21 protein-coding genes and 1 pseudogene are annotated in these 26,265 nt (G+C 73.1%); 8 read left to right on the top strand and 14 right to left on the bottom strand.

All coding sequences use genetic code 11. The features are described 5' to 3' along the window. Positions 1–55: 55 nt before the first annotated feature. Both ABD932_RS35700 and ABD932_RS35695 read right to left on the bottom strand, forming a co-directional pair. Positions 56–271 (bottom strand): hypothetical protein, encoded by a 216-nt coding sequence (locus ABD932_RS35700; RefSeq protein WP_030052098.1) that lies wholly within the window; start codon positions 269–271, stop codon positions 56–58. A 475-nt stretch (positions 272–746) separates the two neighbouring features. Then, the gene (locus ABD932_RS35695; protein WP_345019390.1) at positions 747–1,160 is read right to left on the bottom strand and encodes a PaaI family thioesterase; all 414 of its coding nucleotides are present in this window, start codon (positions 1,158–1,160) and stop codon (positions 747–749) included. Between the two features lie 188 nt (positions 1,161–1,348). Between ABD932_RS35695 and ABD932_RS35690 the strand changes: the two genes are divergently transcribed. Continuing rightward, positions 1,349–2,674: a S1 family peptidase gene (locus ABD932_RS35690; RefSeq protein WP_345019388.1), complete on the top strand. Its 1,326-nt coding sequence runs from the start codon at positions 1,349–1,351 to the stop codon at positions 2,672–2,674. A 122-nt stretch (positions 2,675–2,796) separates the two neighbouring features. Here the strand turns inward: ABD932_RS35690 and ABD932_RS35685 are convergent, their stop codons facing one another. After that, the gene (locus tag ABD932_RS35685) at positions 2,797–4,947 is read right to left on the bottom strand and encodes a SpoIIE family protein phosphatase (RefSeq protein WP_345019828.1); all 2,151 of its coding nucleotides are present in this window, start codon (positions 4,945–4,947) and stop codon (positions 2,797–2,799) included. A gap of 422 nt (positions 4,948–5,369) precedes the next feature. Between ABD932_RS35685 and ABD932_RS35680 the strand changes: the two are divergent. Beyond that, a pseudogene (locus tag ABD932_RS35680) lies at positions 5,370–5,951 on the top strand (LuxR C-terminal-related transcriptional regulator); the annotation flags it as partial. Here ABD932_RS35680 and ABD932_RS44130 read toward each other — a convergent pair. The 5 genes from ABD932_RS44130 to lanKC form a co-directional block, all read right to left on the bottom strand. Next, the gene (locus ABD932_RS44130) at positions 5,874–7,751 is read right to left on the bottom strand and encodes an ATP-binding cassette domain-containing protein (RefSeq protein WP_425587568.1); all 1,878 of its coding nucleotides are present in this window, start codon (positions 7,749–7,751) and stop codon (positions 5,874–5,876) included. The pseudogene ABD932_RS35680 and the gene ABD932_RS44130 sit on opposite strands and share 78 nt — an antisense overlap. Next, positions 7,748–7,894: a hypothetical protein gene (locus ABD932_RS35670; protein WP_345019384.1), complete on the bottom strand. Its 147-nt coding sequence runs from the start codon at positions 7,892–7,894 to the stop codon at positions 7,748–7,750. Before ABD932_RS35670 ends, ABD932_RS44130 begins: the two co-directional genes overlap by 4 nt. Before the next feature lie 122 nt (positions 7,895–8,016). Further along, complete coding sequence (locus tag ABD932_RS35665) at positions 8,017–9,708, bottom strand: ABC transporter ATP-binding protein (RefSeq protein WP_345019382.1); 1,692 nt, start codon at positions 9,706–9,708, stop codon at positions 8,017–8,019. 91 nt (positions 9,709–9,799) lie between these two features. After that, positions 9,800–9,916 (bottom strand): SapB/AmfS family lanthipeptide, encoded by a 117-nt coding sequence (locus ABD932_RS35660; RefSeq protein WP_093909968.1) that lies wholly within the window; start codon positions 9,914–9,916, stop codon positions 9,800–9,802. Between the two features lie 59 nt (positions 9,917–9,975). Continuing rightward, positions 9,976–12,582, bottom strand: a complete 2,607-nt coding sequence (lanKC, locus tag ABD932_RS35655) for a class III lanthionine synthetase LanKC (RefSeq protein ID WP_345019379.1) — start codon at positions 12,580–12,582, stop codon at positions 9,976–9,978. A gap of 187 nt (positions 12,583–12,769) precedes the next feature. On the opposite strand from lanKC, the gene ABD932_RS35650 reads away from it, so the two are divergent. From ABD932_RS35650 to ABD932_RS35630, 5 genes are all read left to right on the top strand, one after another. Beyond that, positions 12,770–15,232, top strand: coding sequence for a SpoIIE family protein phosphatase (locus ABD932_RS35650; RefSeq protein ID WP_345019377.1), 2,463 nt, complete (start codon positions 12,770–12,772; stop codon positions 15,230–15,232). Positions 15,233–15,310: 78 nt separating this feature from the next. Next, positions 15,311–16,378 carry a glucose-1-phosphate thymidylyltransferase gene (locus ABD932_RS35645; RefSeq protein WP_345019375.1) on the top strand — a complete coding sequence of 356 codons (1,068 nt, stop codon included), beginning with the start codon at positions 15,311–15,313 and terminating at the stop codon, positions 16,376–16,378. After that, the gene (rfbB, locus tag ABD932_RS35640; RefSeq protein ID WP_345019373.1) at positions 16,375–17,364 is read left to right on the top strand and encodes a dTDP-glucose 4,6-dehydratase; all 990 of its coding nucleotides are present in this window, start codon (positions 16,375–16,377) and stop codon (positions 17,362–17,364) included. The genes ABD932_RS35645 and rfbB overlap by 4 nt, the downstream gene beginning before the upstream one ends. Beyond that, complete coding sequence (gene rfbD, locus ABD932_RS35635; RefSeq protein ID WP_345019371.1) at positions 17,361–18,242, top strand: dTDP-4-dehydrorhamnose reductase; 882 nt, start codon at positions 17,361–17,363, stop codon at positions 18,240–18,242. The genes rfbB and rfbD overlap by 4 nt, the downstream gene beginning before the upstream one ends. After that, the gene (locus ABD932_RS35630; protein ID WP_345019370.1) at positions 18,229–19,032 is read left to right on the top strand and encodes a class I SAM-dependent methyltransferase; all 804 of its coding nucleotides are present in this window, start codon (positions 18,229–18,231) and stop codon (positions 19,030–19,032) included. The genes rfbD and ABD932_RS35630 overlap by 14 nt, the downstream gene beginning before the upstream one ends. Positions 19,033–19,179: 147 nt before the next feature. Here the strand turns inward: ABD932_RS35630 and rfbC are convergent, their stop codons facing one another. Both rfbC and ABD932_RS35620 read right to left on the bottom strand, forming a co-directional pair. Then, the gene (rfbC, locus tag ABD932_RS35625) at positions 19,180–19,791 is read right to left on the bottom strand and encodes a dTDP-4-dehydrorhamnose 3,5-epimerase (RefSeq protein ID WP_345019368.1); all 612 of its coding nucleotides are present in this window, start codon (positions 19,789–19,791) and stop codon (positions 19,180–19,182) included. A 4-nt stretch (positions 19,792–19,795) separates the two neighbouring features. Continuing rightward, positions 19,796–21,736 carry a glycosyltransferase family 2 protein gene (locus tag ABD932_RS35620; RefSeq protein WP_345019366.1) on the bottom strand — a complete coding sequence of 647 codons (1,941 nt, stop codon included), beginning with the start codon at positions 21,734–21,736 and terminating at the stop codon, positions 19,796–19,798. A gap of 144 nt (positions 21,737–21,880) precedes the next feature. Between ABD932_RS35620 and ABD932_RS35615 the strand changes: the two genes are divergently transcribed. After that, positions 21,881–22,381 (top strand): metallophosphoesterase family protein, encoded by a 501-nt coding sequence (locus ABD932_RS35615; protein WP_345019364.1) that lies wholly within the window; start codon positions 21,881–21,883, stop codon positions 22,379–22,381. A gap of 167 nt (positions 22,382–22,548) precedes the next feature. Here ABD932_RS35615 and ABD932_RS35610 read toward each other — a convergent pair whose 3' ends face one another. Genes ABD932_RS35610 through ABD932_RS35595 form a run of 4 tightly spaced genes read right to left on the bottom strand, consistent with a single transcriptional unit; the run spans position 22,549 to position 26,263 of the window. Beyond that, the gene (locus ABD932_RS35610; RefSeq protein ID WP_345019362.1) at positions 22,549–23,157 is read right to left on the bottom strand and encodes an SRPBCC family protein; all 609 of its coding nucleotides are present in this window, start codon (positions 23,155–23,157) and stop codon (positions 22,549–22,551) included. A 19-nt stretch (positions 23,158–23,176) separates the two neighbouring features. Beyond that, positions 23,177–24,277: an XdhC family protein gene (locus tag ABD932_RS35605; protein ID WP_345019360.1), complete on the bottom strand. Its 1,101-nt coding sequence runs from the start codon at positions 24,275–24,277 to the stop codon at positions 23,177–23,179. After that, positions 24,270–25,391: a vWA domain-containing protein gene (locus ABD932_RS35600; RefSeq protein ID WP_345019358.1), complete on the bottom strand. Its 1,122-nt coding sequence runs from the start codon at positions 25,389–25,391 to the stop codon at positions 24,270–24,272. The genes ABD932_RS35605 and ABD932_RS35600 overlap by 8 nt, the downstream gene beginning before the upstream one ends. Then, the gene (locus tag ABD932_RS35595; RefSeq protein WP_345019357.1) at positions 25,388–26,263 is read right to left on the bottom strand and encodes an AAA family ATPase; all 876 of its coding nucleotides are present in this window, start codon (positions 26,261–26,263) and stop codon (positions 25,388–25,390) included. The genes ABD932_RS35600 and ABD932_RS35595 overlap by 4 nt, the downstream gene beginning before the upstream one ends. Positions 26,264–26,265: the final 2 nt, after the last annotated feature.

Here is a 26,265-nt window from a genome sequence, read left to right as displayed (position 1 = left end):
CCGAGAGTCCCGGAACCGGGGAACGGCTCCGGGACTCAGCGGTACAAAGGCGCGATCAGAGACCGGCGACCAGGCCCGAGACCGGGGCGGTGTTCAGGCCGGTGACACCCTCCACGGTGCCGACGACCGTGTCGACCAGGCCGGAAACCGGGGCGATGCCGTTGACAGCGTCGAGGGCACCGTTCACGGCGTTGACCTGCAGGCCGCCGGAGACGTTGTCGAGCTCGGCGTCGGAGATCTCGACGGTCGCAACCTGGGGGGTGGAGTTCATGATGGAACTTCCCTTCCTAATGGGTATTTCACAAGGGGGAGCGGCCCCCTCTGGGGACAGATGACGGCCGCGACCGCGGGTGCCGGGCGCCCGTTTCCGGGAACCGTCAGTGGCCCCTGCGGTGCGATGGATCAAAGCACGCTGCGGGTGCGGGCTTCCAATCAAACGTCGGTCCCACCAGGGCACTTGAGCCTCGGAGGCATCGATCCGTGCAGACATGCGCACGCCTCGTCGGCGACTTCTTCACAAGCGTCACAGCATCGGCTCGGACGGGCTGTTGCTTCTGTTACAGGCGACTCGGGACGGTGCGGCGGCGAATCCGACACTCCCGCCCCAAGGGGGTGACCGTGGGTAGCCCCTTGTGCAGAACCCCGGTGCACGGTGACTTCGTTGAGCATTGAATGTGTAGATTCCCTGAAGCCGGGATTCCGGTCGAGGTTCTCAACTGACCGTTACTGATCGGTAGCGGATCGTGTCAGCCCAGAAGGGCGTACACCGTGCTCGCCCGGGCCGCGATGTCCCCCGAACTCTCAACGGTCATGGAGATGTCGGCGAAGGCCATCCGGCGGCCCAGTTTGGTGACGACCGCTTCGATCAGGACATCCGAACCGATCACCGCGCGCTGAAAAGACGTCGACTGCTGCACCGTCGTCATCGGCCCGTACGCCCCGCGCGCCGCCGACACGGCGATCACGGTCGCGGTGTCGGCGGCGGCCATCAGCGCCTGCCCCGACAGTGCGCCGCCCTCCCGGGCAAGCCCCTCCGACCAGGGCAGACGCAGGATCGCGCGGTGGCTCTCCACCGACTCGACCGACAGGCCGAGCTCGAGGACCCAGGGGGCGAAATTGGCGGAGAGGATCTTGTCGGCTTCGGCGGTGGTCATCGTCATATGGGGGATTGTTCCCGCCGCCGGACTCCCAGATGTGGTCCTTGGCCGATTCGGTGTTTCGAGTAGGGCGCGCACAAACGGAATTGAACGCACCACGCGACCCGTGCGTACCAACTGCCAACCAGGCGCCCCGAACAGCTGCCGCACGAACGGCGGCACAGACCCCGTCCCCCAGGAGGTCGAGAAGTTTGAGTCACAAGCGAATTCCGAAGCGCAAGGCCGCGATAGCCGCGGGGAGCGTGGTGGCGCTCGGAGCGGCCGCGATCCTGCTGCCGAACGCCAACGCGTCCCAGGACGGCGCGTCGGACACCGCCGCCGCCCCCAAGACCCTGAAGGCGGGGGACGCGTCGGATCTCGCCTCGCAGCTCGCTGGTCTGCTCGGCGACGCCTTTGCCGGTTCCTACTACGACGCCGAGAGCCGGCAGCTCGTCGTCAACGTCGTCCCGGGCGACAACAACAACGTGATCGTCCAGGCGAAGCAGGCGGGCGCGAAGGTCCGTGAGGTCGAGAACAGCCTGGACGAGCTCGCGTCCGGCGCGCAGACCCTGAAGTCCGAGGCGACCATCCCGGGTACCGCGTGGGCCGTCGACCCCAGAACGAACAAGATCCTCGTCACCGCCGACAGCACCGTCACCGGCGACAACTGGGACCAGCTGGAGTCGACCGTCCAGAGCCTCGGCTCGGGCATGGCGACCGTCAAGAAGTCGGCCGGCACCTTCAAGACGTTCCTCTCCGGCGGTGACGCCATCTTCGCCGGCGGCTCACGCTGCTCCACGGGCTTCAACGTCACCGCGGGCGACGGCACCCCCGCATTCCTGACCGCCGGTCACTGCACACTCGCCGGCAACGAGTGGTCGGACGCCGAGGGCGGCCAGCCGATCGCCACCGTCGATCAGTCCACCTTCCCGGGCGACGGCGACTTCGCGCTGGTCAAGTACGACGACCCGGCGACCCAGGCGCCGAGCGAGGTCAACCTCGGCGACCAGACCGTCGCGATCAGCCAGGCCGCGGACGCCGAGGTCGGTCTGCAGGTCTTCCGGATGGGCAGCACCACCGGGCTGAGCGACGGCCAGGTCACCGGGCTCGACGCCACCGTGAACTACCCGGAGGGCACGGTCACCGGGCTCATCCAGACCAACGTATGCGCCGAGCCCGGCGACAGCGGCGGCTCCCTGTTCACCCAGGACGGCCTCGCGATCGGCCTCACCTCCGGCGGCAGCGGTGACTGCACGGTCGGCGGCGAGACCTTCTTCCAGCCGGTGACCACCGCCCTGGAGGCGGTCGGCGCGACCCTCGGCGGCGACGCCGCGGGCGGCGCGGGCGCGGGTGAGGAGGCCGGAGCCGGCGATGAGGCAGGCGCCGGTGAAGAGGCCGGGGCCGGTGAGGAAGCGGGCGCCGGTGAAGAGGCCGGAGCCGGCCAGGAAGCCGGCGCCGATGAGGAGGTCGGCAACGGCAACGCCGAGGGCACCGGCAACGGCCTCGGCGAGATCATCGGCAACGGCGTCGGGAACTGACACCTCCGGAACCGGCACGTCGGGATCCGACACAGGTATACCGACGCACGGATCCGAGTGATCGACACGAACGTGGTCCGGCCCTCCGGCGGGAGGGCCGGACCACGTTCGTGCCCGGACCGTCAGCCCCGTGCCCGCAACAGCAGCAGCGCCACGTCGTCCACCCGGTCGCGTACCGCCGTGCTGTGCCGGACGAGCAGATCGGCCAGTTCGTCGAGCGGCCGCTCCCCGGCCTCGGCGAGCACCCGGCCCAGGTCGGCGAGCGCGTCCTCGATGTCGACGCCGGGGGACTCGATCAGCCCGTCGGTGTAGAGGACGAGCACACTGCCGGGCGGGAGGTCGACCTCCGTCGTGGGATAGGCGGGCGAGCCGTCGATGCCCAACAGCGGGCCACCCGCGAGATCGAGCACCCGCACCCGTCCGTCCGGCCGTCTCAGCAGCGGCGGCGGATGCCCGGCGCGGGCCATCACCGCCCGCCCGTGCGCCGGATCCAGGCGCAGGTAGAGGCAGCTGGCGAACAGGTCGGAACCGAGGTCGAGCAGCAGCCGGTTGGTGCTGCGCATGACCTCCTCGGGCGCCTGGCCGACGGTCGTGTACGCCCGTACGGCGGTGCGGATCTGGCCCATCAGGCCGGCCGCGGTGACGTTGTGCCCCTGCACGTCCCCGATCACCGCCGCCGTCAGGCCCTGCTCCGTCGGCACCAGGTCGTAGAAGTCGCCGCCGATCTCCATGCCCTGCGTGGCGGGCAGATAGCGCGCGGCCGCCTCGATGCCGGGCAGCTCCGGGAGCGAGTGCGGGAGCAGAGCGGCCTGCAGGCCGTGCGCCAACTGGTGCTTGGCGTCGTAGAGCTGGGCTCGCTCCAGCGCCTGCGCGATCAGCCCGCCCAGGCTGGTCAGTACCGCCCGCTCGTCCGCAGGGAAGGGGTGCGGCTCGGCGTAGGCGAACATACAGGTGCCGACCGGCCGGCCGGAGGCGATCAGCGGTAGATACGCCCAGGCCGCGAACCCGTCGGGGGTCGCCTGCCGCGCCGGATACAGCCGCTCCAGCTCCTGCCGGGAGTCGAAGAACGCGGGCACCCCGGTGGTCAGAGCATGGGCACCCGGAGTCCGCTCGGCGAGCGGCAGCCCGTCGAACTGCTCCACGATGTGCGGATCCGGATAGCCGCGGTGACCGAGCACATGCAGCCGGCCCGCCCGCGATCCCAGGACGACCAGGGCCTGGCTGCCGACAGCAGGGACGATCTCGTCCGCGACCAGTTGCACCACGTCCTGCACACCCGCCGCCTCGGTGAGCGCACCGGCCAGACTCAGCACCTGGGAGATCGTCACCAGGCGGGCCGGTGTGTCGCCCGGCTGCGGCCCGTTGCGACTCATCTCGGCCACCGCGCGGGCCCGGCTGATGCGCACGCTCAGGCCGGTCGTGCTCGGATACATACGGAACGACAGCCAGTCCCCTGGCGGGCGCAGCGCCACGAACGACGTGGTGTGCTGGCTCATCAGCGCGGCCCGGTACCGGTCCTCGTACACGGGGTCGTTCAGCCAGGGCACCGTCGCCCACAGCTGGTTGCCGAGGAGTTTGCTGACCGGGAGGCCGATCAGCTCGGCCGCCGCCGGGTTGGCGAAGCTGATCCGGCCGTGCAGATCGAGCGAGCACAGCCCGTACGGCAGCCGCGACACCATCCGTGCCGCCTCCACCGTGCCGAGGGTCCCGGCCGCGCCGCTGAACGCCGGCCCCGCGACCAGATCGGGCTCGGGCAGCGGCGGGCGGCTGTCCTCCATGGCCCGCTCCAGCCGCACCGCGAGCCGTCTGCAGGCGGCCGTCAGGTGCTCCCGCTCCCGGTCCGACAGCTCCGGCGGATGCGAGCCGGGCCAGGTCACGAAGATCGCGCCGTACGCGGCGGACTCGGTGGCCACGGGCAGCGCGGCGAGCGCGAACGGATACGGCAGGACGACGGCGATACGGGGATAGCGCGCCGCCATGTCCTCCTCGCCCCCGACCCAGACCAGCCGCCGTTCCCGCACCGCCTCGGCCACCGGGATCGGCGCGCTCAGCCCGACGCGCTCCCACGGCGCCGCGAACGCCCTGGGCAGCCCGGCCATCACCGCCATCTCCAGCACGCGCTCGTCGGCCGCCAGCAGATACACGGCACCGGAGTGCGCCTGCACCTCGTCCATCATCGAGGCCAGCGCGAGCGACAGCAGCGGCCGGCCGACCCGCGTCCGTGCGGCCGCCGGCGCCTGGGCGGACGTCTGCCCGTCGGACACGCCGACCACCTCCTCGCACAGGCGCGCCCCGGAGGCGACCCGGGCCGCTTGCGCAAGCCGGGCCCCAGGGCTCAAATCTCCCCCCTCACGGCCCTTCGCGCACGGCGAGCGGGCGGTGAGGGTGCGGTGAGGGGGCCGCGTGAGCCTGCGGGGAGGGGGTCGGTGAGTCTGCAGTGGGCGGCGGTGGTGAGTACGCGGTGGACTGCCGGGCGGGCGCGGGGGTGCGCTGGCAGACGCGGGCCGCACCGGTGCGGGGCTCGTGCACCGGCGCAGGAGGACCCGCACCACGGCGGGATCCGCCGCATACCCCTTCTCCACCGACCCATGCCCCCGCAGTCGAAGCGCGCCGCAGCGTACGGGCGCCGCACGTGCGCCCCCGCGCACCCTGATGGCCGGTTCTTCGCGCCCGGTGGCGGTGCGGGACGCGAACAATGGGGCACGCGCTCCTCACCACGAAACCGGCGTACGGCAAGCCGAAAGGACGGGCAGTGATCCGGGTGCTTCTGGTGCACGACGCGTGTCTGGTCAGATCGGTCCTGGCGGAGTGGCTTCGCCGGGAACCGGACCTCGGGGTGTTCGACGCCTCGTGGCACAGCGCGCCCGGCCGTCTGCGATCCGTGCGTCCGGACGTCTGCGCGGCCGACCTCGACTGCTCCGACACCTACGGCATCCCGCCGCTGGGCGACCTCTGCGCGCGCGAGGCGGGCCGGACACCGCCACGGCTGCTCGTGCTCGCCGGCGCCAACAGGCCGGGCCTGCTGAAACGGGCCGCCGAGGCCGGGGCGCTCGGCTACGTGGACAAGGAGAGCTCGCCCGAGAACCTCGTGCGCGGGATCCGGCGCGTCGCCGAGGGGGAACGTTTCATCGACGACTCGCTGGGCTTCGGCTTCCTCAAGGCCGCCGAGATGCCGCTGACCCGGCGGGAGCTGAGCGTGTTATCCCTCGCCGCCGAGGGGGCCTCGGTGGCGGAGATCGCGGGGAGCCTGCACCTGTCCCACGGGACCGTGCGCAACTACATGGCCGCCATCACCCGCAAGACCGGTGCCCGCAACCGCATCGACGCGATCCGGATCTCGCAGGGCGAGGGCTGGCTGTGACGGCACGGGCGTCCAGCCGCCCACGAGATCGCGGTACGACGGCGATCGGCGCAGGAGTTCCTCGTGGGTGCCGTACGCCGTGTGCCGGCCGTCCATGACCAGCACCCGGTCGGCGCGGCGGGCCGAGCTGATGCGGTGCGCGACGACCACCAGGGTGCCGCCCGGCCGAGCCGCGAAGGCCCGCTCCGCGCGTTCCTCGGCTTGCGCGTCCAGGTGGCAGGTCGCCTCGTCGAGCAGGGCGACCGGGGCCGGCGACAGGTAGGCCCGGGTCAGGGCGACGAGCTGCCGCTCGCCCGCCGAGAGCGCCGCCGGATCGACCGTCGCGGCCGGCCCGCCGAGCGCTTCCAGCAACGGCAGGAGCCCCACGGCCCCCGCCGCGGCGAGCAGCTCCGCCTCGGGCACGGGGGCCGCGCGCAGCATCCCGAGGTTCTCGGCGAGCGTGCCGGTGAACACGTACGCCTCCTGCGGGATGAGTACCCGCAGTGCGGCGGCCTCGGGCCCGGGCACCGGGTGCCCGCAGAGCCGGACGGTGCCACGGCCCGGTTCCAGCAACCCGGCGACCAGCGCGGTGAGCGTGGACTTCCCGATGCCACTGGGGCCGACGACGGCCAGGTGGGCGCCGGGCGCCAGGGTGAGGTCCAAGTCGTCGATGACGGGGGTCGCGGAGGGGCCGTAGGCGAAGGTGACGGAGGTGAGGGAGAGGGCGGGTGGGCGCTCGGCAGGACATGTGCGGGGCGGCGACTCAAGGTTGACCTCAGTCCTGGCCCCGGGCTCTGCCTCGGCCCCGCCGGGCGCCTCCCGCGTCAGCCGCCGCAGCACCACCACCAGCCGCGACCCGCTCGTGCCCAGCCCGTGGACCAGGTTGTGCAGGGCGGGGAGCAGGGACTGGGTGACGTAGGCGAGGGCGCCGACGAGTGCGCCGGGGGTGACGCCACTGTCGAGCAACCAGGGCGTGCAGGCGAGGAGCAGCACGATCGGGAGGTGGCCGCCGAGGGCGAGCGAGGCCACGCGCAGGACGCCCCAACGGGCGAGGGAGCGGGCGGCCCGCAGCTCGGCGTCGACACGGGACCGGGTGGCGGCCGCGACCCGTTTCTCCGCACCGGCCGCAGTGATGTCCCGCAGCCCGGGGCAGACCGAGCCGAGCCCGTCGGCCAGCGCCTCGTCGGCGGCGAGGAACGTCTCCTGGCGGCGGGCCAGTGGTCGCAGCGTCGCCGCGAACAGGCCCAGGCCCGCGGCGAGCGGAGGCCCGACGACCAGCAGGAGCAGCGGGTCGAGCGACACCAGGCCCACGACCGCGCCGACAGAGGTGAACACGAACGAACGGGACACCATCACCAGCCCGGCGAAGGTGTCCCGCGCGATCTCGACCTGCTGGGTCAGTCCGGACAGCGCCCCCGCGTCAGCCTCCCGTACCCCGCGTGAGACGACCCGCTCGACCAGCCGGTCCCGGAGCGGCTCGGCCAGCGCCGCGACCGCGCCATACACCCGCACGGTGCCGTACGCCCCGACGAGCACGGCCAGCCCGGCCACCCCGAGCCAGGCCAGCCCGGTCCCGGGTCGTCCGGCCAGGAACCCCTCGTCCAGAGCGCGGGCGAGCGCGAACCCGGTGAGAAAGGTCTGCCCGGTCTCCAGAACCGACCAGGCACCCAGCCCCACCAGGACCCGCCACCGGTCCGTCAGGAAGCGGAGTCCGCGCCGCTGGATGCCCTCGGTCATGGCTGTTCCCCGTCTGCGAACGCGGCCCGCTGTTGCGGGATCTGCCACCGCTCCTCATGCCGCACCAGGACCCGCCGCTGCTGCGTCAGGAGGCGGGGCCCGTGTCGGCCGATGCCCTTGGTCATGGCCGTTCCCCTGGGCATGGCCGTTCCCCGTTCGCGAGGACCGTCCGGTGCTGCGCGGCTCTCCGACCGCTCCTCATGCAGCACCAAGACCCGCCACTGCTCCGTCAGGAGGCGAGGTCCGCGCCGCTTGACGTCCTCGGTCACGGTCGCTCCCCGTCCGCGAACACCGCCCGGTACCCCGGGATTTCCCACAGCTCCTCGTGCCGCCCCACCGCCCGCACCTGTCCTCCCTCCAGCCACGCCACCGCGTCCGCGCGGGCTGCGGTCGCGGCGCGGTGGGCTATCAGGAGGCGGGTGCCGTCGCGCTCGCCGCCGTCGACGAGGGCGGCCGTGATGCGGGTCTCGGTCACCGTGTCGAGGCTGGAGAGGGCGTCGTCGAGGATCAGGAGGCGGCTGCCGTGGGCGAAGGCCCGGGCCAGGCCGAGGCGTTGGGACTCGCCGCCGGAGCGTGGGGCGTCGGCGACGGCGGTGGCGTAGCCCTGGGGCAGGCGGCGGATGAAGTCGTCGGCGTGGGCCGTGCGGGCCGCTTCCCGCACGCGGGCGGGGGAGGGGGAGGGCAGTGCCATGCCGATCTCCTCCTCCACCGTGCCGCCCAGCAGAGCCGGGCGTTCGAAGGCGTGGCCGACGGCCCGGCGCAGCGCGTCGTGGGTGAGGTCGCGCAACGGCACGCCGTCGAGCAGTACCTCTCCCGCGTCCGGCTCGGTCAGCCGTCCGGCGATCGCGGCGAGCAGCGACTTGCCCGCGCCCGACCGGCCGACGACGGCCATGGTCGTCCCGCCGGGCACCACGAGGTCGACGCCGTCGAGCACGGCACGCCCACCGCGCCGGGCGGCCACCCCGCGCAGTTCCAGCCCGCCCGGACCGGGCGGAAGCCCGCGCTCGCCGTAGCGGGGGGCGGGCTCCGCCAGGACCTCGTGGAGGCGTTCCGTCGCCGCACGGGCCCGGGCGAGCCCGGCGAGCTGTCCGACCAGCACGCCGACGCCGGTCGTGAGGACCGCGTACCGGGAGGCCGCCAGTACCTCGCCCACCGTCAGCCGGTGCCGGGCCAGCAGGACCCCGGCGACGGCGACGACGCCGAGCTGGAGCAGCGGGGCCACGGCCACGGACCGGCCCGCGGCCCGCCCCTGCACGCGCCACATGCGGTGCCCGGCCTCGGACAGTTCGGGCAACGGCCGCAGGATCCGTGCCGTCTCCCGGCCGGCCGTCCCCGCCGCCTCGATGGTGCGGTGCCCGCGGACGGCCTCGGAGAGCGCCTGGGCGATCCGCCCCTGCGCCTTCTGGTAGCTCGCCACGCACTCCCTGGTGTCGCGGGCGAAGGCCCTCAGCAGCAGCGCCAGCACCGGTGCTCCGGCCAGCAGTACGGCCGCGAGCCACGGGTCGATCAGAGCGAGGGCCACGATGCCGCCGACCGGTCCGGCGAGCGCGGCGAGCAGGGCCGCGCGGGCGGTCGGTGCCGTGCCCGCCTGGGCGGCGTTGCCGACGAGGCGGGCGACGAGGTCTCCGGGGCCGAAGCGTTCGGATGCGCGCGGGCCGACGGCCAGGACATGACCGGTCAGGCGGCGGCGCAGCCAGGCGGTGGTGCCGGCGTCGACGGTGCCGCGCAGCACGGTCTCGCACGCGTCGAGCAGCGTGAGCAGCAGGACGATCGCGGCGCAGTACAGCACCCAGCGAGTCGCCGGAGCCTGCGCAAGCAGCAGGTCGAGGGTCCGGCCGAGCGCGGCGGGCAGCAGCAGGCCGGCGCCGGTCGCTGCCGTGCTCACCAGGCACAGGGCCAGCGTGCGGACGGGCGCGGGGCCGAGCGGTCCGGGGAGCGTCCTGATGGCTTCGGTCATACGGCTGCGGCCCTCCGGGACGGTGCAGGACCCCGGGCGGCCCCTCCCTCGCGGGAGCGGACCGCCCGGAGCCTTGGACGCACGGAGCTCGTCAGAGACAGAGCGTCAGGCTCGCCGCGCTGACGCACGACAGCAGGCTGAGGGTGCTGGGGCCGCCGCCTTCGGTGCGCTCTTCGGACTCCATCGCCTGCAGGTCGAGCAGTGCCATCTCGATTTCCTTCCTTCGGTGTCGTCCACCCGTGGGGACGGGGTTGGGTCACGGCTCCGTCAGATCGCGGAACCGCGCTGTGGGGGCCGCCCGAGCGGCGGCAGGAACGGCAGGTGGGCGGTGTCCGGATCGCCGGGGGCCGCGTGGGCCGCGCCGAGCGCGAGCAGGCACCCTGCCGTTCCGGTGCCCAGGTCCATCGACAGCCGCATCATCTGGTGGCCGGGGAAGGCCAGTTGGCCCTGGTAGTCCATCGCGAACCAGCCGAGCCCGGCGATCTGTTCGGCGAGTCGTTCGCGGGTCGCTCCGGGCGCGGTGGTGCGGGCGAGGTGCAGGATCATCCCGGCGCGGCCCTGGAAGAGGCCGGGCTGTACGTAGAAGCGGCTGGTGGCGGCGGTCAGGATCCCGGCGCGGGCCCGCTCCGACTCACCGTCGCGGTCGCCGCCTTGAGCGAGGTAGTCGTCCAGGACCATCCCGATGCCCGCACTCCCGTCGCCGAGGTACGGCAGCGTCCGCCAGCCCTCGTCGACCTCCAGCGAGCCGCCCGGGTGCGTCATACAGCACTCCAGGTCCCGCCTGAGCGCCACCCCGGCCGCCGTCAACAGCCCCGGCTCACCGGTCCGTTCGTACTGCCGCAGCAGGAACAGAGCGGGGCCGCTCGCGCCCCGCAGCAGCCCGGCCCGGCGCCGCCGGGGAGTGTCGGGGAGAGGCTGCGCGAGTCGTCGTACGAGGATGTCGGCGGCCTCGGCGGCACGGTCCCGCAGCTCCGTCTCGCCGGTCGTGTGGGCCAACTCGCCGAGGACGAGGCCGAGTCCGGCCAGTCCGCCGTGCAGGTCGTCGGAGAGGTTCTGCCACCGCTCCTGGAGGATCCTCTCGACCAGGTCCAGGGCCCGCTGCCGGTGACCGAGCCGGTCCAGGACGTGGGCGACGCCCGCGAGACCGTCGTACAGCCCGAGCGGCGTGCCCGTCGGCGGCGGTGCGGTGCGGGCCAGGAGCCAGCGCTCGCCCTCCTCGTAGCGCTCGGCACCGACCGCGTCCAGCGCGTACAGCACCCCGGCCGCACCGTGCGCCAGCCCGAGTCCGCCGCCGTCGGAGAACTGCGTGATGTCGCCGGGGAAGAGCCGGTCCTCGCGCTCCGGGGTCGCCGAGGCGAGGAGCGCCTTGACCATGGAGTCGCGGCTGTAGGGCCAGTCGCCGGGCGACACGAAGGACGGTGCCGGCGCCGGGGTGCCACGCGTGATCTCCGCGACCGCCTCGTCCAGGAACTCCCGGGGCACGTCCGGGAATTCGCGTGCGATCACGTCGGCGAGGTGGGCCGCCTTGCCCCGGTCGACCACGAACAGCGTGGTCACCGGCAGGAACAGGGCGAGCCGCAGACACGCCAGCGCGTAGCGGTCCACGTCGGCGCCGGTGCGGTCCGGCGGGGCGAAGAAGCCGGGATGGGCGACCACCTGCCGGCCCTGCTCGGAGATCGGCGCCGCCGCCTCGAAGTCGAGCAGGGACACCGACTCCTCGTCGGTTCCGACCATGATGTTGAAGACGTGCAGGTCGTTGAAGGCGATCCCGCGCGCGTGCACCTCCTCCACCGCCCGCTCGACGGCCCCGTGGATGCGCACCGCCCACGCCGTGTACTCGGCCACCGCCTTCGGATCGGGGTCCGGGGTGAGCAGCGGATGCCGCTCAGCGAAGAACGAGTTCAGCGGGCGACCCTCCAGGAAGTCCATGACGAGGAACCGGTGGTCGCCGAGCATGAACCAGTCCCGCACCTCGGGCACCACCCCCGTCCCCGCCAACTGCTCCAGGGCGTCCTTCTCCCGCTCCAGGCGCGCGATCGCGTCCGCCCCGTCGGCGGCCAGCCCCGCGTGCGGCCGCCCCTCCTTGAGCACGACCCGGCGCCCGTCGCGGGTGTCGGTGCCCGCGTACACCCCGCCGCCATTGGAGAAGTGCAGCGCCTTCTCGATGCGGTACGGCAGCCCGCCCACCGTCGTGGTGTTGCGTGCCGCCAGATGCGGCTCCAGGAAGCCCGGCAGCGTCACCCACTCCGGGACCTGGAAGGACGGCGCCCGCCGGTCCGGTACCCGCTTCCCCTCGCCGTCCAGCACCGCCGGCACCAGCGAGCCGCGCTCGTCGACGACGAAGGTGCGCGCGAAAGCGCCGTAGCGGACATAGAGCGGGCCGTCGTACCAGCGCAGATCAGTGAGGATGTACGGCCCTTCGAAGCCCTCCAGGAGCTTGCCGAGCTCGCGCAGCACGTCGTGCAGCTGCTCCTCGTCGGCCGGGTAGACCGTGACGAACTTGCCGCTGGAGTCACGGGCCGCGTACTTGGTGTTGCGCAGGTGCAGCAGCTGCGGGCCCGGCACGAACTTGAACGGGATGCGGCGGGGCACGCAGTAGTCCCACACGATCGCGGCGATCCGCTCCGCGTTCGCCCGGGTGGCCGAGGCATGGACCTTCCAGCCCTGGGACGGGCCGGGCACCGGCGCCCCGTCCGAGCCGAGCGGCGTGAGCGCGAGCCAGTCGCCGATCCGCGCCGACTCCCAGCCCTCCGGCACCGCACGCCGCGCCGTCTCGTACAGCCGCTCGGCGTCCCGTGTCCCCGCGGACACGCGTTCCGGCGTCTCGTAGAAGTGCCGGTCGGCGAGCGCGTACACCTCGTACCGCTTGTCCATGCCTCCCCCTCCTTGGCCCCACGCCGAGACTTCCAGCGGGCCGGCGGGCACGGACAGTCATGGCTGTCACGAGATCACCGTGCGGAACGCATGCGTCAAGAACTGTTCGGAGGGTTTCGAGCGCATCCCACGTCAACGCTCCATCGAACGGTCACAAGGGCTGCGCAGGTGGCCCACAAGCGCTGTAATGGCGGACGTGGTCAATGAGGGCGCTGCGGGACGCAGGACGAGGCGTCCGCGTGCCGAGGGCGCCCTGAAGGCGCTTTCTGCCGAGCCCGACTCGCCCGAGCGGCTGCGCCGGGTCCTGGAGCAGGCGCTCGTCTACGGCGGAGCCACCTTCGCCGCCGTGTACACGCCCAGCGAGGACGACGAGCTGCTGTGCCTCGTCGAGTCCGTCGGCGTGCCCCGCACCCTGTACGGCCTGCGCGACAGCTACGCCCTCGCCGGACGCTCCCCGGTCGCCGACGTCCACCACACCGGCCGGTCCCGCTGGCTCGCCCCGGCGGAGCTCGCCGAGTCGCGAAGGGCTCCCGCACGGGACTTCTTCCTGGCCGCCCTGCCCGCGCGCGGCGGCGACGGCGGCGGCTGTCTGCTCGCCGTGAGCGAGAGCCCCGGCGGCTTCGGCACCGACGACCGGGAGTGCCTGGAACTGGTCGCCGACGCCGTCGCCTTCCCCGCGCTGCCCGCGGCCACGGAGGGAGGCGCACTCCCGGCCGGCGCCTTCAGCCTCGCCATGGACACCGGCCGCGTCGACGTCGGCGACGACATCCTCGCGCTGTTCGGCCTCGGCCCGGCCGAGTTCGACGGCAAGGTCGAGACCCTGCTGGGCCTGACCGTCCCGGAGGACCTGCCGTCGCTGATGTCCGTCGTCGAGGCCGACCACATGTCCATCGGCGACCGCGAGCTGGAGTTCCGGATCCTGCAGCCGACCGGCCCACCCAGGTGGCTCAGGCTGCGCGGCCGCCTCCTGCCCGGCGGCGAGGGCGTCCCGGCCCGCCTCGTCGGCACCGTCGCCGACGCCTCCACCCTGCGCGCCGAGGTCACCGACGTGGCCCGCGTCCAGCGCCTCGCCGCCGCCCTCGCCACCGCCGTCACCGTCCGGGACGTCGGCCACGCCGTGGTCGCCGCCCTGCGCAAGCCGCTGCGCGCCGACCGCATCGCGCTCGCCGAGCTGGAGAACGACCGGCTCGTCGTCACCGTCCTCGACCCGCCCGAACCCGAGTCCTGGCCTCAGCTGTGGCGCCTGGAGTGGCGTACCGAATGGCCCGACGCTCCCGTGCGCGCCATGCCCACCCTCGCCGCGGCCCTGCGCGAGGGCCGCGCCCGGATCTGGCCGGCCGGCACCCCGCTGGAGCCCGCCCTCGCCGACGTCGGCCCCGGCGGCCTCGCCGTCCTGCCGCTGCCCGCCGCAGGCCGCATGGCCGGCGCGTGCCTGATCGGCTGGGACGCCCCGCACGAGTTCGGCCCCGACGAACGCGCCCTGCTCACCGCATCAGCGGGCCTCGCCGGACAAGCCCTGCTGCGCGCCCACGCCTTCGACGCCGAGCACGAACTCGTCGGCATGCTCCAGCGCCAGCTTCTGCCGCGCCGCCTGCCCCGGCTGCCCGGCGCGGAGGCCGTCGCCCGCTATCTGCCGACCACGGCGGGCCTGGAGGTCGGCGGCGACTGGTACGACGTGATCCCACTGCCCGACAACCACGTGGCCCTCGTCATCGGCGACGTCCAGGGCCACAGCGCGGCCGCCGCCACCCTCATGGGCCAGATGCGCACCGCCCTGCGCGCCTACGCCGCCGAGGGGCACCCGCCGGACGTGGTCGTCCACCACGCCAACCGCCTCCTCATGGACATGGAGACCGACCTCTTCGCCACCTGCGCCTACGTCGACGTCGACCTGGAGGAGGGCTCCGCCTGGTGCGTGCGCGCCGGACACCTCCCGCCGGTGCTGCGCCACCCGGACGGCACCACGGAGATCGCCGAGTCGGAGGGCGGCCCGCCGCTCGGCGTGCTGCGGCAGGCCGAGTTCCCGATGAGCCCGCTGCGGCTGCGGCCCGGCACCGTCGTCGCCCTCACCACCGACGGCCTCGTCGAGTCGGCCGACGCCGACATCGACGACGGCATGGACCGGCTCGCCCACGAACTCGCCCTCTCCGACCCCGCCCACCTCGGCCTCGTCGCCGACGCCCTGCTCGTGGGCGCGCGCCGCAGCGACGACATCGCGCTGCTCCTCATGCGCTACGACGGCATGGCCGTGCGCCCGCTGCGCGAGACCTGGACGGTCTGGCGCGTCCCGGAGGCCGTCGGCCACGCCCGCCGCTTCACCCGGCGCACCCTGCGCGGCTGGGGCGTGCCACCGCGGGACATGGACGCCGTACTGCTCGTCGTCTGCGAACTCGTCACCAACGCCCTCGTGCACACCGACGGCCGGGTCCGCCTCGACCTCACCCTCGTCAACGACCGGCTGCGCGTCGCCGTCACCGACGCCTCACCCAGAACCCCGGTCAAGCCCACCAGCATCAGCTGGGAGGCCACCGGCGGCCGCGGCATCCTCCTGGTCGAGGCCGTGTCGGCCACCTGGGGAACGGTGCCGGTCAGTGGCGGAAAACAGGTGTGGAGCGAGATCGCGCTGGGCGGTGAGGCCGGAATCAGGTGAACGCCCGGGGGTACTGGCATGACGAACAAGCCAATCCCGACCCCGTCAAATCGGCCAGATCCGGGCTAAGGTGAACCGATGAAGGCTCTTGTGCTGTCCGGCGGCGCCGGTACACGGCTGCGGCCGATCACGCACACTTCGGCCAAACAGCTCGTTCCGGTGGCCAACAAGGCCGTGCTCTTCTACGGGCTGGAATCCATCGCCGACGCCGGCATCACCGACGTCGGCGTGATCGTCGGCGACACGGCCGCGGAGATCCAGGACGCCGTCGGCGACGGCACCAGATTCGGGCTGGACATCACCTACATCCCGCAGGAACGACCGCTGGGGCTGGCCCACGCCGTCCTCATCGCCCGTGACTACCTCGGCGACGACGACTTCGTGATGTACCTCGGCGACAACTTCATCGTCGGCGGAATCGCCGACCTCGTCGACGAGTTCCGCGACAACCGCCCCGACGCCCAGATCCTGCTCACCCGCGTCGAGGACCCGCGCTCCTTCGGCGTCGCCGAACTCGACGACCTCGGCCAGGTCATCGGCCTGGAGGAGAAACCGGCGCACCCCAAGAGCGACCTCGCCCTCGTCGGCGTCTACCTGTTCACCCCGCTGATCCACGACGCGGTCCGCGCCATCGAACCGTCCTGGCGCGGCGAGTTGGAGATCACCCACGCCCTCCAGCACCTCATCGACTCCCGCGCCGACGTGCGCTGCACGGTCATCAAGGGCTACTGGAAGGACACCGGGAACGTCGCCGACATGCTGGAGGTCAACCGGACCGTCCTGGAGGGCCTCGCGCGCCGCATCGACGGTGACGTCGACGACGCCTCGGAGACCGTCGGACGGGTCGTCGTCGAGGAGGGCGCGCGCATCGTCAACTCGCGCATCGTCGGCCCCGCCGTCGTCGGCGCGGGCACCGTCGTCGAGGACTCCTACGTCGGGCCGTTCACCTCCATCGCGGAGAACTGCCGCATCACCGACAGCGAGTTGGAGTTCTCCATCGTGCTGCACGACGCCTCCATCGACGGGGTGGGCCGGATCGAGTCCTCGCTCATCGGGCGGCACGTCCAGGTCACGCCCGCGCCCAGCGTCCCCAGCGCCCACCGCCTCGTCCTCGGAGACCACAGCAAGGTGCAGATCCACACATGAACCTTCTCGTCACCGGCGCCGCCGGCTTCATCGGCTCGACCTACGTCCGCAATCTGCTCGCCCGCGAGGCACCCGACGCCCCCGCCGCGCCACGGATCACCGTGCTGGACAAGCTCACCTACGCCGGCACCCTGGACAATCTCGAACTCGGCCACCCCCGGCTGGAGTTCGTGCGTGGTGACATCCGGGACGCCGAACTCGTCGACAAGCTGATGGCCGAGGCTGACCAGGTCGTGCACTTCGCCGCCGAGTCCCATGTGGACCGCTCGATAACCGGCGCCGGCGACTTCGTCCTCACCAACGTCGTCGGCACCCAGACCCTGCTGGACGCCGCCCTGCGCTACGGCGTCGCGCCCTTCGTGCACATATCGACGGACGAGGTCTACGGCTCCGTCGAGACGGGTTCCGCCACCGAGGAGGACCCCCTGCGGCCCAGCTCGCCGTACTCCGCCTCCAAGGCCTCCTCCGACCTGCTCGCCCTCGCCTACCACCGCACCCACGGCCTCGACGTCCGTGTCACCCGCTGCTCCAACAACTACGGCCCGCACCAGTTCCCCGAGAAGGTCGTCCCGCTGTTCATCACCAACCTCCTCGACGGCGAACGGGTCCCCCTCTACGGCGAGGGCCTCAACGTCCGCGACTGGCTGCACGTCGACGACCACTGCCACGGCGTGGAACTCGTCCGCACCAAAGGCAGCCCCGGCGAGATCTACAACATCGGCGGCGGCACGGAACTGACCAACAGGGACCTCACCGCCCAGTTGCTGGCAGCCTGCGGCGCCGACTGGGACCGGGTGGAGCACGTCGAGGACCGCAAGGGCCACGACCTGCGCTACTCCGTCGACTGGACCAAGGCCCGCACCGAACTCGGCTACCGGCCCCGCCACGACTTCGCGTCCGGCCTCGCCGCCACCGTCGCCTGGTACCGCGACCACCGCGCCTGGTGGGAACCCCTCAAACGGCGCGCGGGTGAGGAGCACGGATGAGGTGGCTGGTCACCGGCGCGGGCGGCATGCTCGGCCGCGACACGGTCGAGGAACTCCTCGCCCGCGGCGAGCAGGTGACCGGCCTCGGCCACGCGGACCTCGACATCACCAGCCCCGAGGCCGTCGACCACGCCCTCGCCGGGTACGACCCCGACGTGGTCGTCAACTGCGCCGCGTACACGGCCGTCGACGACGCCGAGACGGACGAGGAACGGGCCCTGCGGGTCAACGGCGACGGGCCGCGCCTGCTGGCCCGGGCCTGCGCGGCGTACGACGTCCGTCTGATCCACGTCTCCACCGACTACGTCTTCGCCGGGGACGCCCGAACCCCGTACTCCGAGGACGCTCCCCCCGGCCCCCGCACCGCCTACGGCCGCACCAAACTGGCGGGTGAGCGGGGCGTCTCGGACGAACTCCCGGCCGCGAGCGCGCTGGTGCGCACCGCCTGGCTCTACGGCGTCCACGGCCGCAGCTTCGTCCGTACGATGATCGAGGCCGAGGCCCGCCGCGACACCGTGGACGTCGTGGACGACCAGCGTGGCCAGCCCACGTGGAGCGCCGACGTCGCCGCGCTCGTCGCCGACCTCGGCCCGCGCGTCGGCCGTGACGCGACCGGCGTCCTCCACGCCACCAACTCCGGCGAGGCCACCTGGTACGACCTGGCCCGCGAGGTGTTCCGGCTCCTCGGCGCCGACCCCGACCGGGTGCGCCCCGTCCCGAGCGAGGCCTTTCCCCGGCCCGCGGCCCGCCCCGCGTACAGCGTCCTCGCGCACGGCCGTCGGCAGCGGCTCGGCCTCGCCCCACCGCGCGACTGGCGCGCCGCCCTGCACGAAGCACTTCCCCGGATCCGCAAGGAGACCCTTCGTGAAACGCCATGAGTTCCTGAGGGAACTGCACAAGGTCAGCGGCAACCGCAACTACCTGGAGATCGGCGTCAACGACGGCCGCAGCCTCCGGCTCTCCCGCGTCCCCACCATCGCCGTCGACCCCGCCTTCAAGGTGGTCACGGAGATCCGCTGCGACGTGCATCTGGTGAAGGCCACCAGCGACGACTTCTTCGCCCGCGACAACCCGTTCATCCACCTCAGGGGTGGCCGCCATCCGCTCCGCAATCTGCGGCGCGGGCGCCGTCCGCTCGGGTACTGGCGGCGTACCGTCCTCGACCTGTCGTTCATCGACGGCATGCATCTGTTCGAGTACGCGCTGCGGGACTTCATGAACATCGAGCGGTACTCGGACTGGACGAGTGTGATCGTCTTCGACGACATGTTGCCCCGCAATGTCGACGAGGCGGCCCGTGACCGGCACACCGGGGCGTGGACCGGTGACGTGTACAAGATCGCCGAGATTCTGGCCCGGTACCGGCCCGACCTGGTGACCGTGCTGGTCGACACCCGGCCGACCGGGCAGCTCGTCGTCTTCGGCGCGGACCGCCGGAACACGGTGCTGCGGGATCGGTACGAGGAGATCGTCGCCGAGTACGACGTGCCGGATCCGCAGAAGGTGCCCGAGGCGATTCTGGAGCGGGCGGGGGCGGTGGCGCCGGAGGTGCTGCTCGGCGGGAGCTTCTGGCGGCCGTTGGCTCGGGCGCGCACGCTTGGCGTCGGGCGCTCACGAGGCTGGGAGCCGTTGCGCGCGGCGGTTCAGCGGGTTGCCGGCGGCAGCTGAACGGTGCGTTCCGGTGGTGCCGAGATGTGTCGTTGTGCGTCTGCGGGTGCGTCGTGGCCGGTCGCGCCCACGCGGCGGAGCCGCACATCGATACAGCCCCGCGCTCCTTACGGCGTTGCCCCGCCCCTTACGGCGTTGCCCTTGCCGTCAGCCGTCCCTGTGTCGCGCGTTGCGCAGCTGGTCGTAGCGGGCCGTGCAGGTCTCGTAGGACGGGAGCAGGCCCGCCCGCTCGGCTTCGGCCAGCGTCGGCGCCTGCGCGTCCTTCGGTGACAGCACCGGCGGGATCTGCCCGGGCCACGCGATGCCCAGCTCCGGATCCAGCGGGTGCACCCCGTGTTCGCGCTCCGGGGCGTAGCCCGTCGAGCACAGGTAGGCCACCGTGGCGTGGTCGGTGAGCGCCATGAAGGCGTGGCCGAGGCCCTCCGCGAGGAACACGGCGTGGTGGCTGTCGTCGTCGAGGCGCAGGGCCTCCCAGCGGCCGAAGGTGGGGGAGCCGACGCGGATGTCGACGACCACGTCGAGGACGGCGCCGCGCAGACAGGTCACGTACTTGGCCTGGCCGGGCGGCACGTCGGAGAAGTGCACGCCCCGCAGGACGCCCCAGCGGGAGACCGAGCAGTTGGCCTGTGCCAGGGACAGGTCGTAGCCGGTGGCCTCGCGGAACTCCTCGCCGCGGTACCACTCGTGGAAGCTGCCCCGGTCGTCCGGGAAGACCTTGGGCTCCAGCGCCCAGGCGCCTTCGATGCCGAGGGATCGCATGCCGTCACCTCCTGCGGGCGTGGGCTCGGACCCGCAGCCGGGCCGCCGTGCGGCCCAGGGCCGTGCCGAGGATGCGCCGCGCCCTGCGGACCAGTCTGCGCAGCGTGCCGGAGCGGGGAGTCCGTGTCACGCGTACTCCGCGGGCGCCGGCGCGCAGGGCGAACGGCAGCGTGAGGAAGCGCGGGCCGGGCGTGCCGAGGGCCGTGCGCCAGGTCGCTCGCCGCAGGTCCCCGAGCGGCAGGACGGCCTCCAGCAGGGCCCGGGAGCCGTGCGGGGAGAGCGTGGCGGGCACCACGTGGGAGGAGCCGGACGAGGTGAGGCTGAGCGACACCTGCGTGCCTTCGTCGGGGACGTACAGGGGGAGCGGTGCGCGCAGTCGCCCGGCCACGATCGTGACGTCGTCCGGCGCGAGGGCGCCCAGGCCGACGCGGTGGGTCGCGCGGTCCACGTCCAGGGCGAGGTTCGTGTGCGGTGAGGTCCAGTACGGCAGGACCACGTGGCCGCCGGCCACACCGGCGGGCAGGGCGGGGCGGTCCTTGCGCGGGGCGGGGCCGAGGCGGCACTCCTTGGTCCAGCCGCCCAGCCTGACGCGGACGAAGGCGTCCCACAGGCCGTCGCGGGTGAGGGTGGCGGGGTCGACGGCGGCGGTTGCGCGCAGCACCAGCCGGACCCGGCCCCCCTCCTCGGCGGGCACCTCTTCCCGGGTGAACTCCACCGGCTGGAAGTACTGGGCCGCACTGGCCCGCTCGCGCAGCAGCAGATCCGCGGTGGCCCTGTCGAACTTGGCCAGGGTGTCGGAGCCCACCCATGCGATGGCCGCGGCCAGGTCCTCGGGCGGTCCGTCGAGCGGCATACGGGCCGGGTCGGCGGCGAAGGCCATCGGCTCACCGGCGACCGTGTACTCGGCGGTGAAACCGACCCGCAGCGTGCCGTTCGCCCACACCACGTGCTCGGGAACGGCTCTGAGGGCGATGCCGGCCTCCCACTCGGCGAAGGCCTCGACGTCGTCGTACCGGTCCGCCGCGATCAGCGCGGCCACGACCTGCTGCGTCGGCTGCAGCCCGGCCGCCACGCCGGGGCCGAAGCGCTCCACGACGACCTGGTGGATCTCCTCGAACAGTTCCCGGCGCCAGTCCGTCGGCATCGCACGGAAACGGCCCCCGCGCATCCGCTCGACCATCTCCACCCGCAGCCACCGCCGGAACAGCCGGTCACGCAGCGGGCCCGGCTCGGTGTACCGCTCGACGACGTCCAGGGCCTCCCGGAGGTTCTTGAAGTAGCCGCCGGGGTCGAAGCGCTGGAAACCGGCGTTCGAGGCGTCGTCGCGACGCACGTGGTAGTAGCAGACGTAGTCGCCGATCACGGAGACGTTGCTCGCGCGCAGGTACGCCTCCGTGACGAAGACGTGGTCCTCCAGGCGCCGCCTGCCCTCGGGGAAGCGCAGGCCGATGTCGTCGAGGAAGGCGCGGCGGAACATCTTGTGCGGGGTGAGGCTGTCGATCAGCGGAGCGTTCTCGACGGTGGCGCGCGGGCGGTTGCGGCGGAACAGCTCCACCGGCACCCCGCGCCCCTTGCCGGCCATCTTGCCGACCACGACGTCGGCGGCGTTGGCCACGCCGTAGTCGTACATCCGCTCGAGGGCCTCGTCGCCGAGGTGGTCGTCGTTGTCGACGAACATCACGTACTCGCCCCGGGCGGCCGCGATGCCGACGTTGCGGGGCTTGCCCGACCAGCCGGAGTTCTCCTGGTGGACGACGGTCACCCGGGGGTCGGAGGCGGCGAGCGCGTCGAGCCGGGCGGGTGTGTCGTCGGTGGAACCGTCGTTCACGAAGATCACTTCGTAGTCGTCCGGCGGCAGTGACTGTCCGAGCAGCGAGGCGATGCAGTTCTCGATGTAGACCCCGGGGTTGTACACGGGGACGACGACGCTGACCTTGACCGGCATCCGGCTCCCAGCCCCCAGAGGTCGCTGTGCGTTTGAGTCAGATTGAGGTGCTCGTGGCCAGATCCTAACCCTGTCACCGGGTTTGTCCACCGCTCAACCACGGCGGAAACGTACTCTGCTCGTCCCCGTCGATAGCCTGACGAGGTGCGTCTGCTGCTGATGTCCGATACTCACCTGCCCAAACGCGCCAAGGTTCTGCCGGCCGCGCTGCTCGCCGAACTCCCGCGCGCCGACGTCGTGTTCCATGCCGGGGACTGGGTCGACACGGCCACGCTCGACCTGCTGGAAAGCCGCTGCGCCCGGCTCGTCGGCGTCTACGGCAACAACGACGGACCCGACCTGCGCGCCCGCCTCCCCGAAGTGGCGTACGTCGAACTCGGCGGCCTGCGATTCGGCATGATCCACGAGACCGGCCCCGCCCAGGGCCGCGAGGCGCGCTGCGCCGCCCGTTTCCCCGACCTGGACGTCCTGGTCTTCGGGCACAGCCACATCCCCTGGGACACCACCGCGCCCTCAGGCCTGCGCCTGCTCAACCCCGGCTCCCCGACGGACCGCCGCCGACAGCCCCACTGCACCTACATGACCGCGATCGTGGAAGAAGGCCGGCTCACGGACGTGCAGCTGCACCGGCTGCCTCAGCGCTGACGGCCGGACAAAGGGTCCGGGCCGCTCCGTGCGTGGGAAGCGGCCCGGCGCTGGTTATGCGCTGTCATGGACCTCCTTCCCGCTCAGAGGCTGTGGCTCGGAGGCACGGATGCCTCCGTTGTGGCGTGACTACCCCTTCGCGCCCGCCTTACACCGGCTGACGGCGCTCATTTACGTCCGCCTCGCCGCCACTTCCGTACCCGTGCCACCACCAGCACCCCCACTACCACCGCCACCACCGCCGCGGCCCGCTTGGCCACCGGCACCCCGGCCGTGCGGAGCAGGTCGAGCGGCTCGCCCGGCTGCTCGTCGGCCGCCGCCGCCCTCCCGGCGGGCTCGGCCAGCCGCTCCGACAGGCACGTGGCGAACTGCCCGACCAGCCGGTCGCCCACCTCGGCCATCACCCCGCGCCCGAACTGCGCCGGGCGCCCGGTCACCGTCAGATCGGTGTGCACGGACACGGCCGTACCGCCGTCGCTCTCGCCGAGCGTGCCCGTCATCGTGGCCCGTGCGGTGCCCTGCCCGTGCGTCTCCCGGCCGCTCGCGATCAGCACCATGCGGTGCGCCGTCTCGTCCTGCTCCTCGAAGACCGCGGTGCCCTTGTACGTGACGGTGATCGGCCCCACCTTGACCTTCACCGCGCCGGACACGGTCTTGCCGTCGTACTCCTCGACGCTCGCCCCGGGCATGCAGGGCGCGACGCGCTCGATGTCGAGGAGCGCGCGCCAGGCCTCGTCGACCGGGACGGGGACGGTGAACTCGTGGTGCAGCTCCATGACTTCCTCCAACCGGCTGCTACGACGATGGATGGATCGCGCCCGCAGTGGCCGTCAGCGGGACGCCCGTGCCGCCCCACCGCAGCGCGACGATCTCGGCGGCGACGGACACGGCGACCTCCTCGGGCGTACGGGCTCCGAGGTCGAGCCCGACCGGGGAGCGCAGTCGGGCCAACTCGCCCTCGGCGAGCCCGACTTCGGCCAGCCGCTTCATGCGGTCGTCGTGCGTACGGCGGCTGCCCATCGCCCCGATGTAGGCCGCCGGGCGGCGCAGGGCCTCCTCCAGCAGCGGCACGTCGAACTTCGGGTCGTGGGTGAGCACGCAGATCACCGTGCGCTCGTCGGTGTCCGTGCCGCTGAGGTAACGGTGCGGCCAGTCCACGACCACCTCCACGCCCTCCGGGAAGCGCTTCGGCGTGGCGAAGACCGGCCGGGCGTCGCACACCGTCACCCGGTAGCCGAGGAAGTCCCCGATGCGCGCGACCGCGGCCGCGTAGTCGATCGCGCCGAAGACCAGCATGCGGGGCGGCGGTGCGAAGGAGTGCAGGAAGACGGTGACGTCGTCCTCGCGGCGCTCGCCGTGCGGGCCGTAGTGCCTCAACCCCGTGGCGCCGAGGGCGAGTTCGCCGCGCGCGTCGGCGGTGACCGCCACGTCGAGGCCGGACGTGCCGAGCGTGCCCGTGACCCGGTCCGGCCACACCACCAGTGTCGCCCCGCGCGGCGCGGGCCCGTCGGTCACCGTCGCCACGGTCACCGGACGACCTGCCGCGACCGACTCCGCGACCTCGCCGAACGACGGATCGCTCGCCGGCGTCACGGGCCGCACCAGCAGGGTGATCTCCCCACCGCAGGTCAGCCCGACCGCGAACGCGTCCTCGTCGCTGTACCCGAAGGTCTCCAGCCGCGCCTCGCCGCTCGCCACCACCTCCTGCGCGAGCTCGAAGACGGCCCCCTCGACACAGCCGCCGGACACACTGCCCACGACCTCGTCGTCCGGACCGACGGCCATCGCGGCACCGGGGTGACGCGGGGCGCTGCGGCTCGTGGCGACCACCGTGGCGAGCCCGAACGGCACCCGGGCCGCGTACCAGCCGCCGAGCACCGGGAGAATCTCACGCATCGTCCGCTCCTCTCACCACGGCCGCCAGCCGCTCCAGGGCGGCCAGACTGTGCCCCTCGACGAACGCGTCCACGCTGGGCAGCGCCGCCGCCATCCCGGCCGCCAGGGGCGCGTAGCCGGGGCGGGCCTTGCGCGGGTTGGCCCAGATCACCCGGTGCGCCAGTCGGTGCAGGCGCCGCATCTGGCCCGCGAGCAGCTCCGGATCGCCGCGCTCCCAGCCGTCGGACAGCACCACCACGATCGCACCACGCGCCATGCCGCGCTGTCCCCAGCGGTCCAGGAACGCCCGCAGCAGCTCGCCCAGCCGGGTACCCCCGCGCCAGTCGGGCACCGCCGCCGCGACCGCCGCCATCGCCAGGTCCGGGTCCCGGTGCGTCAGCTCCCGCGTCACCCGGGTCAGACGAGTGCCGATCGTGAACACCTCCGTACGACCGCCTCGCGCGGCGGCGTGCGCGAAGCGCAGCAGCGCGTCGGCGTACGGCGCCATGGAGCCGCTGACGTCCACCAGCAGCACCACCCGGCGCGGCTGCTCGGTGCGGGTGTGCCGGCGCAGCAGCGCGGGCTCACCGCCGTGCCGCAGCAGCTCCCGTACGGTGCGATGCGGATCGACGGCCCCGCGCCGGTCGGGGCGCCGTCGCGCGGAGCGCCGTGCCTCGCCGCGCAGCGCGAAGGCGGCCAGCAGCCGGCGCACCTGGTCGCGCTCGGCCGCGTCCAGGTCGGCGACGTCGCGGTGACGCAGGACCTCGGCGGAGCTGGCGAGGGAGGCGGCGGGCGGGGTAGCGGGGTCGGCCGCTCCAGGAGCACGGCGCTCGGCACCCGCGTCTCCCACGACGAGCCGCAGACGTGGGGCGGGAGCCGCGGCCCCCCTCCGCTCGGCCGGCTCTCCACCCCCGAAGCACGCCGCGAACACCCGCTCGTACCGCTCCAGATCGTCCCGGTCCCCGCACAGCGTCAGCCGCCCCGCCCAGTACACGTCCGCCCGTATCCCCGGCCGCAGCACGTCCACCGCGCACAGGAACGCGTGCACCCGCTCGGCACTCGCGTCGACGCCCGCCGCACGCAGGGCACGGGCGAAGCCGAGGAGCGCGGCGTCCCCGGCGAGCACGGCCGTCACGCCCCTCGCGCCGCGAGCACCGCCGCGAAGTCCAGGCCCCGCGCCCGCTCCGCGTCCTCCCGGTACTTGAGGACCGACCCCAGCGTCGCCACCGCCAGCTCCGCGTCGACCTCACGCGCGCCCAGCGCGTCCAGGGCCTCGGCCCAGTCGATCGTCTCGGCGACACCCGGCGGCTTGAGCAGGTCGTGGCCGCGCAGCCGCTGCACCAGGGCGGTGACCTGCTCGGCCAGCCGTGCCGACACGTGTGGCAACCGCCGCCGGACGATGGCCAGTTCGCGGGCGAAGTCGGGATGGTCGAACCAGTGGTACAGGCAGCGCCGCTTCAGCGCGTCGTGCACTTCGCGGGTGCGGTTGGAGGTGAGCACGACCACCGGGGGCGTCTCGGCCCGCAGCGTGCCGAGCTCGGGGATGGTGACCGAGAACTCCGACAGCAGCTCCAGCAGGAACGCCTCGAACTCGTCGTCGGCGCGGTCGATCTCGTCGACCAGGAGCACCGACGGCTGCGTCTGAAGCGCCTTGAGCAGGGGCCGGGCGACCAGGAAACGCCGGTCGTACAGCTCGCCCTCCAGCCGGTCGGCGTCGGTGACACCGGCTGCCTCGGCGGCCCGCAGGTGCAGCAGCTGGCGCGGGAAGTCCCAGTCGTACAAGGCCTGCGAGGCGTCGATGCCCTCGTGGCACTGCAACCGGATCAGCGGGGCGTCGAGCGCCTCGGCGAGGGCGGAGGCGAGCGCGGTCTTGCCGACGCCCGCGTCGCCCTCGCAGAACAGCGGCCGGCCCAGGCGCAGGGCCAGGAAGCAGGCGATGGCCAGCCCGTCGTCGACGAGGTACCCCGTCTCCTCCAGGCGGGCTCGCACCTGCTCCGGGCCGTCCATGC

The organism is Streptomyces shaanxiensis (assembly GCF_039537145.1).
In the GTDB taxonomy this organism is placed as follows: domain Bacteria; phylum Actinomycetota; class Actinomycetes; order Streptomycetales; family Streptomycetaceae; genus Streptomyces; species Streptomyces shaanxiensis.
The sequence above is the reverse complement of the archived record's forward strand: the minus strand, read 5'-3'. Positions and strand labels throughout refer to the sequence as shown.

Coding starts and splice junctions, on each gene's coding strand:
- ABD932_RS35700 (WP_030052098.1), bottom strand. CDS start 271: ATGAACTCCACCCCCCAGGTTGCGACCGTCGAGATCTCCGACGCCGAG.
- ABD932_RS35695 (WP_345019390.1), bottom strand. CDS start 1,160: ATGACGATGACCACCGCCGAAGCCGACAAGATCCTCTCCGCCAATTTC.
- ABD932_RS44130 (WP_425587568.1), bottom strand. CDS start 7,751: ATGACCGAGGGCATCCAGCGGCGCGGACTCCGCTTCCTGACGGACCGG.
- ABD932_RS35670 (WP_345019384.1), bottom strand. CDS start 7,894: ATGCCCAGGGGAACGGCCATGACCAAGGGCATCGGCCGACACGGGCCC.
- ABD932_RS35665 (WP_345019382.1), bottom strand. CDS start 9,708: ATGACCGAAGCCATCAGGACGCTCCCCGGACCGCTCGGCCCCGCGCCC.
- ABD932_RS35660 (WP_093909968.1), bottom strand. CDS start 9,916: ATGGCACTGCTCGACCTGCAGGCGATGGAGTCCGAAGAGCGCACCGAA.
- lanKC (WP_345019379.1), bottom strand. CDS start 12,582: ATGGACAAGCGGTACGAGGTGTACGCGCTCGCCGACCGGCACTTCTAC.
- ABD932_RS35650 (WP_345019377.1), top strand. CDS start 12,770: ATGGCGGACGTGGTCAATGAGGGCGCTGCGGGACGCAGGACGAGGCGT.
- ABD932_RS35645 (WP_345019375.1), top strand. CDS start 15,311: ATGAAGGCTCTTGTGCTGTCCGGCGGCGCCGGTACACGGCTGCGGCCG.
- rfbB (WP_345019373.1), top strand. CDS start 16,375: ATGAACCTTCTCGTCACCGGCGCCGCCGGCTTCATCGGCTCGACCTAC.
- rfbD (WP_345019371.1), top strand. CDS start 17,361: ATGAGGTGGCTGGTCACCGGCGCGGGCGGCATGCTCGGCCGCGACACG.
- rfbC (WP_345019368.1), bottom strand. CDS start 19,791: ATGCGATCCCTCGGCATCGAAGGCGCCTGGGCGCTGGAGCCCAAGGTC.
- ABD932_RS35620 (WP_345019366.1), bottom strand. CDS start 21,736: ATGCCGGTCAAGGTCAGCGTCGTCGTCCCCGTGTACAACCCCGGGGTC.
- ABD932_RS35610 (WP_345019362.1), bottom strand. CDS start 23,157: ATGGAGCTGCACCACGAGTTCACCGTCCCCGTCCCGGTCGACGAGGCC.
- ABD932_RS35605 (WP_345019360.1), bottom strand. CDS start 24,277: ATGCGTGAGATTCTCCCGGTGCTCGGCGGCTGGTACGCGGCCCGGGTG.
- ABD932_RS35595 (WP_345019357.1), bottom strand. CDS start 26,263: ATGGACGGCCCGGAGCAGGTGCGAGCCCGCCTGGAGGAGACGGGGTAC.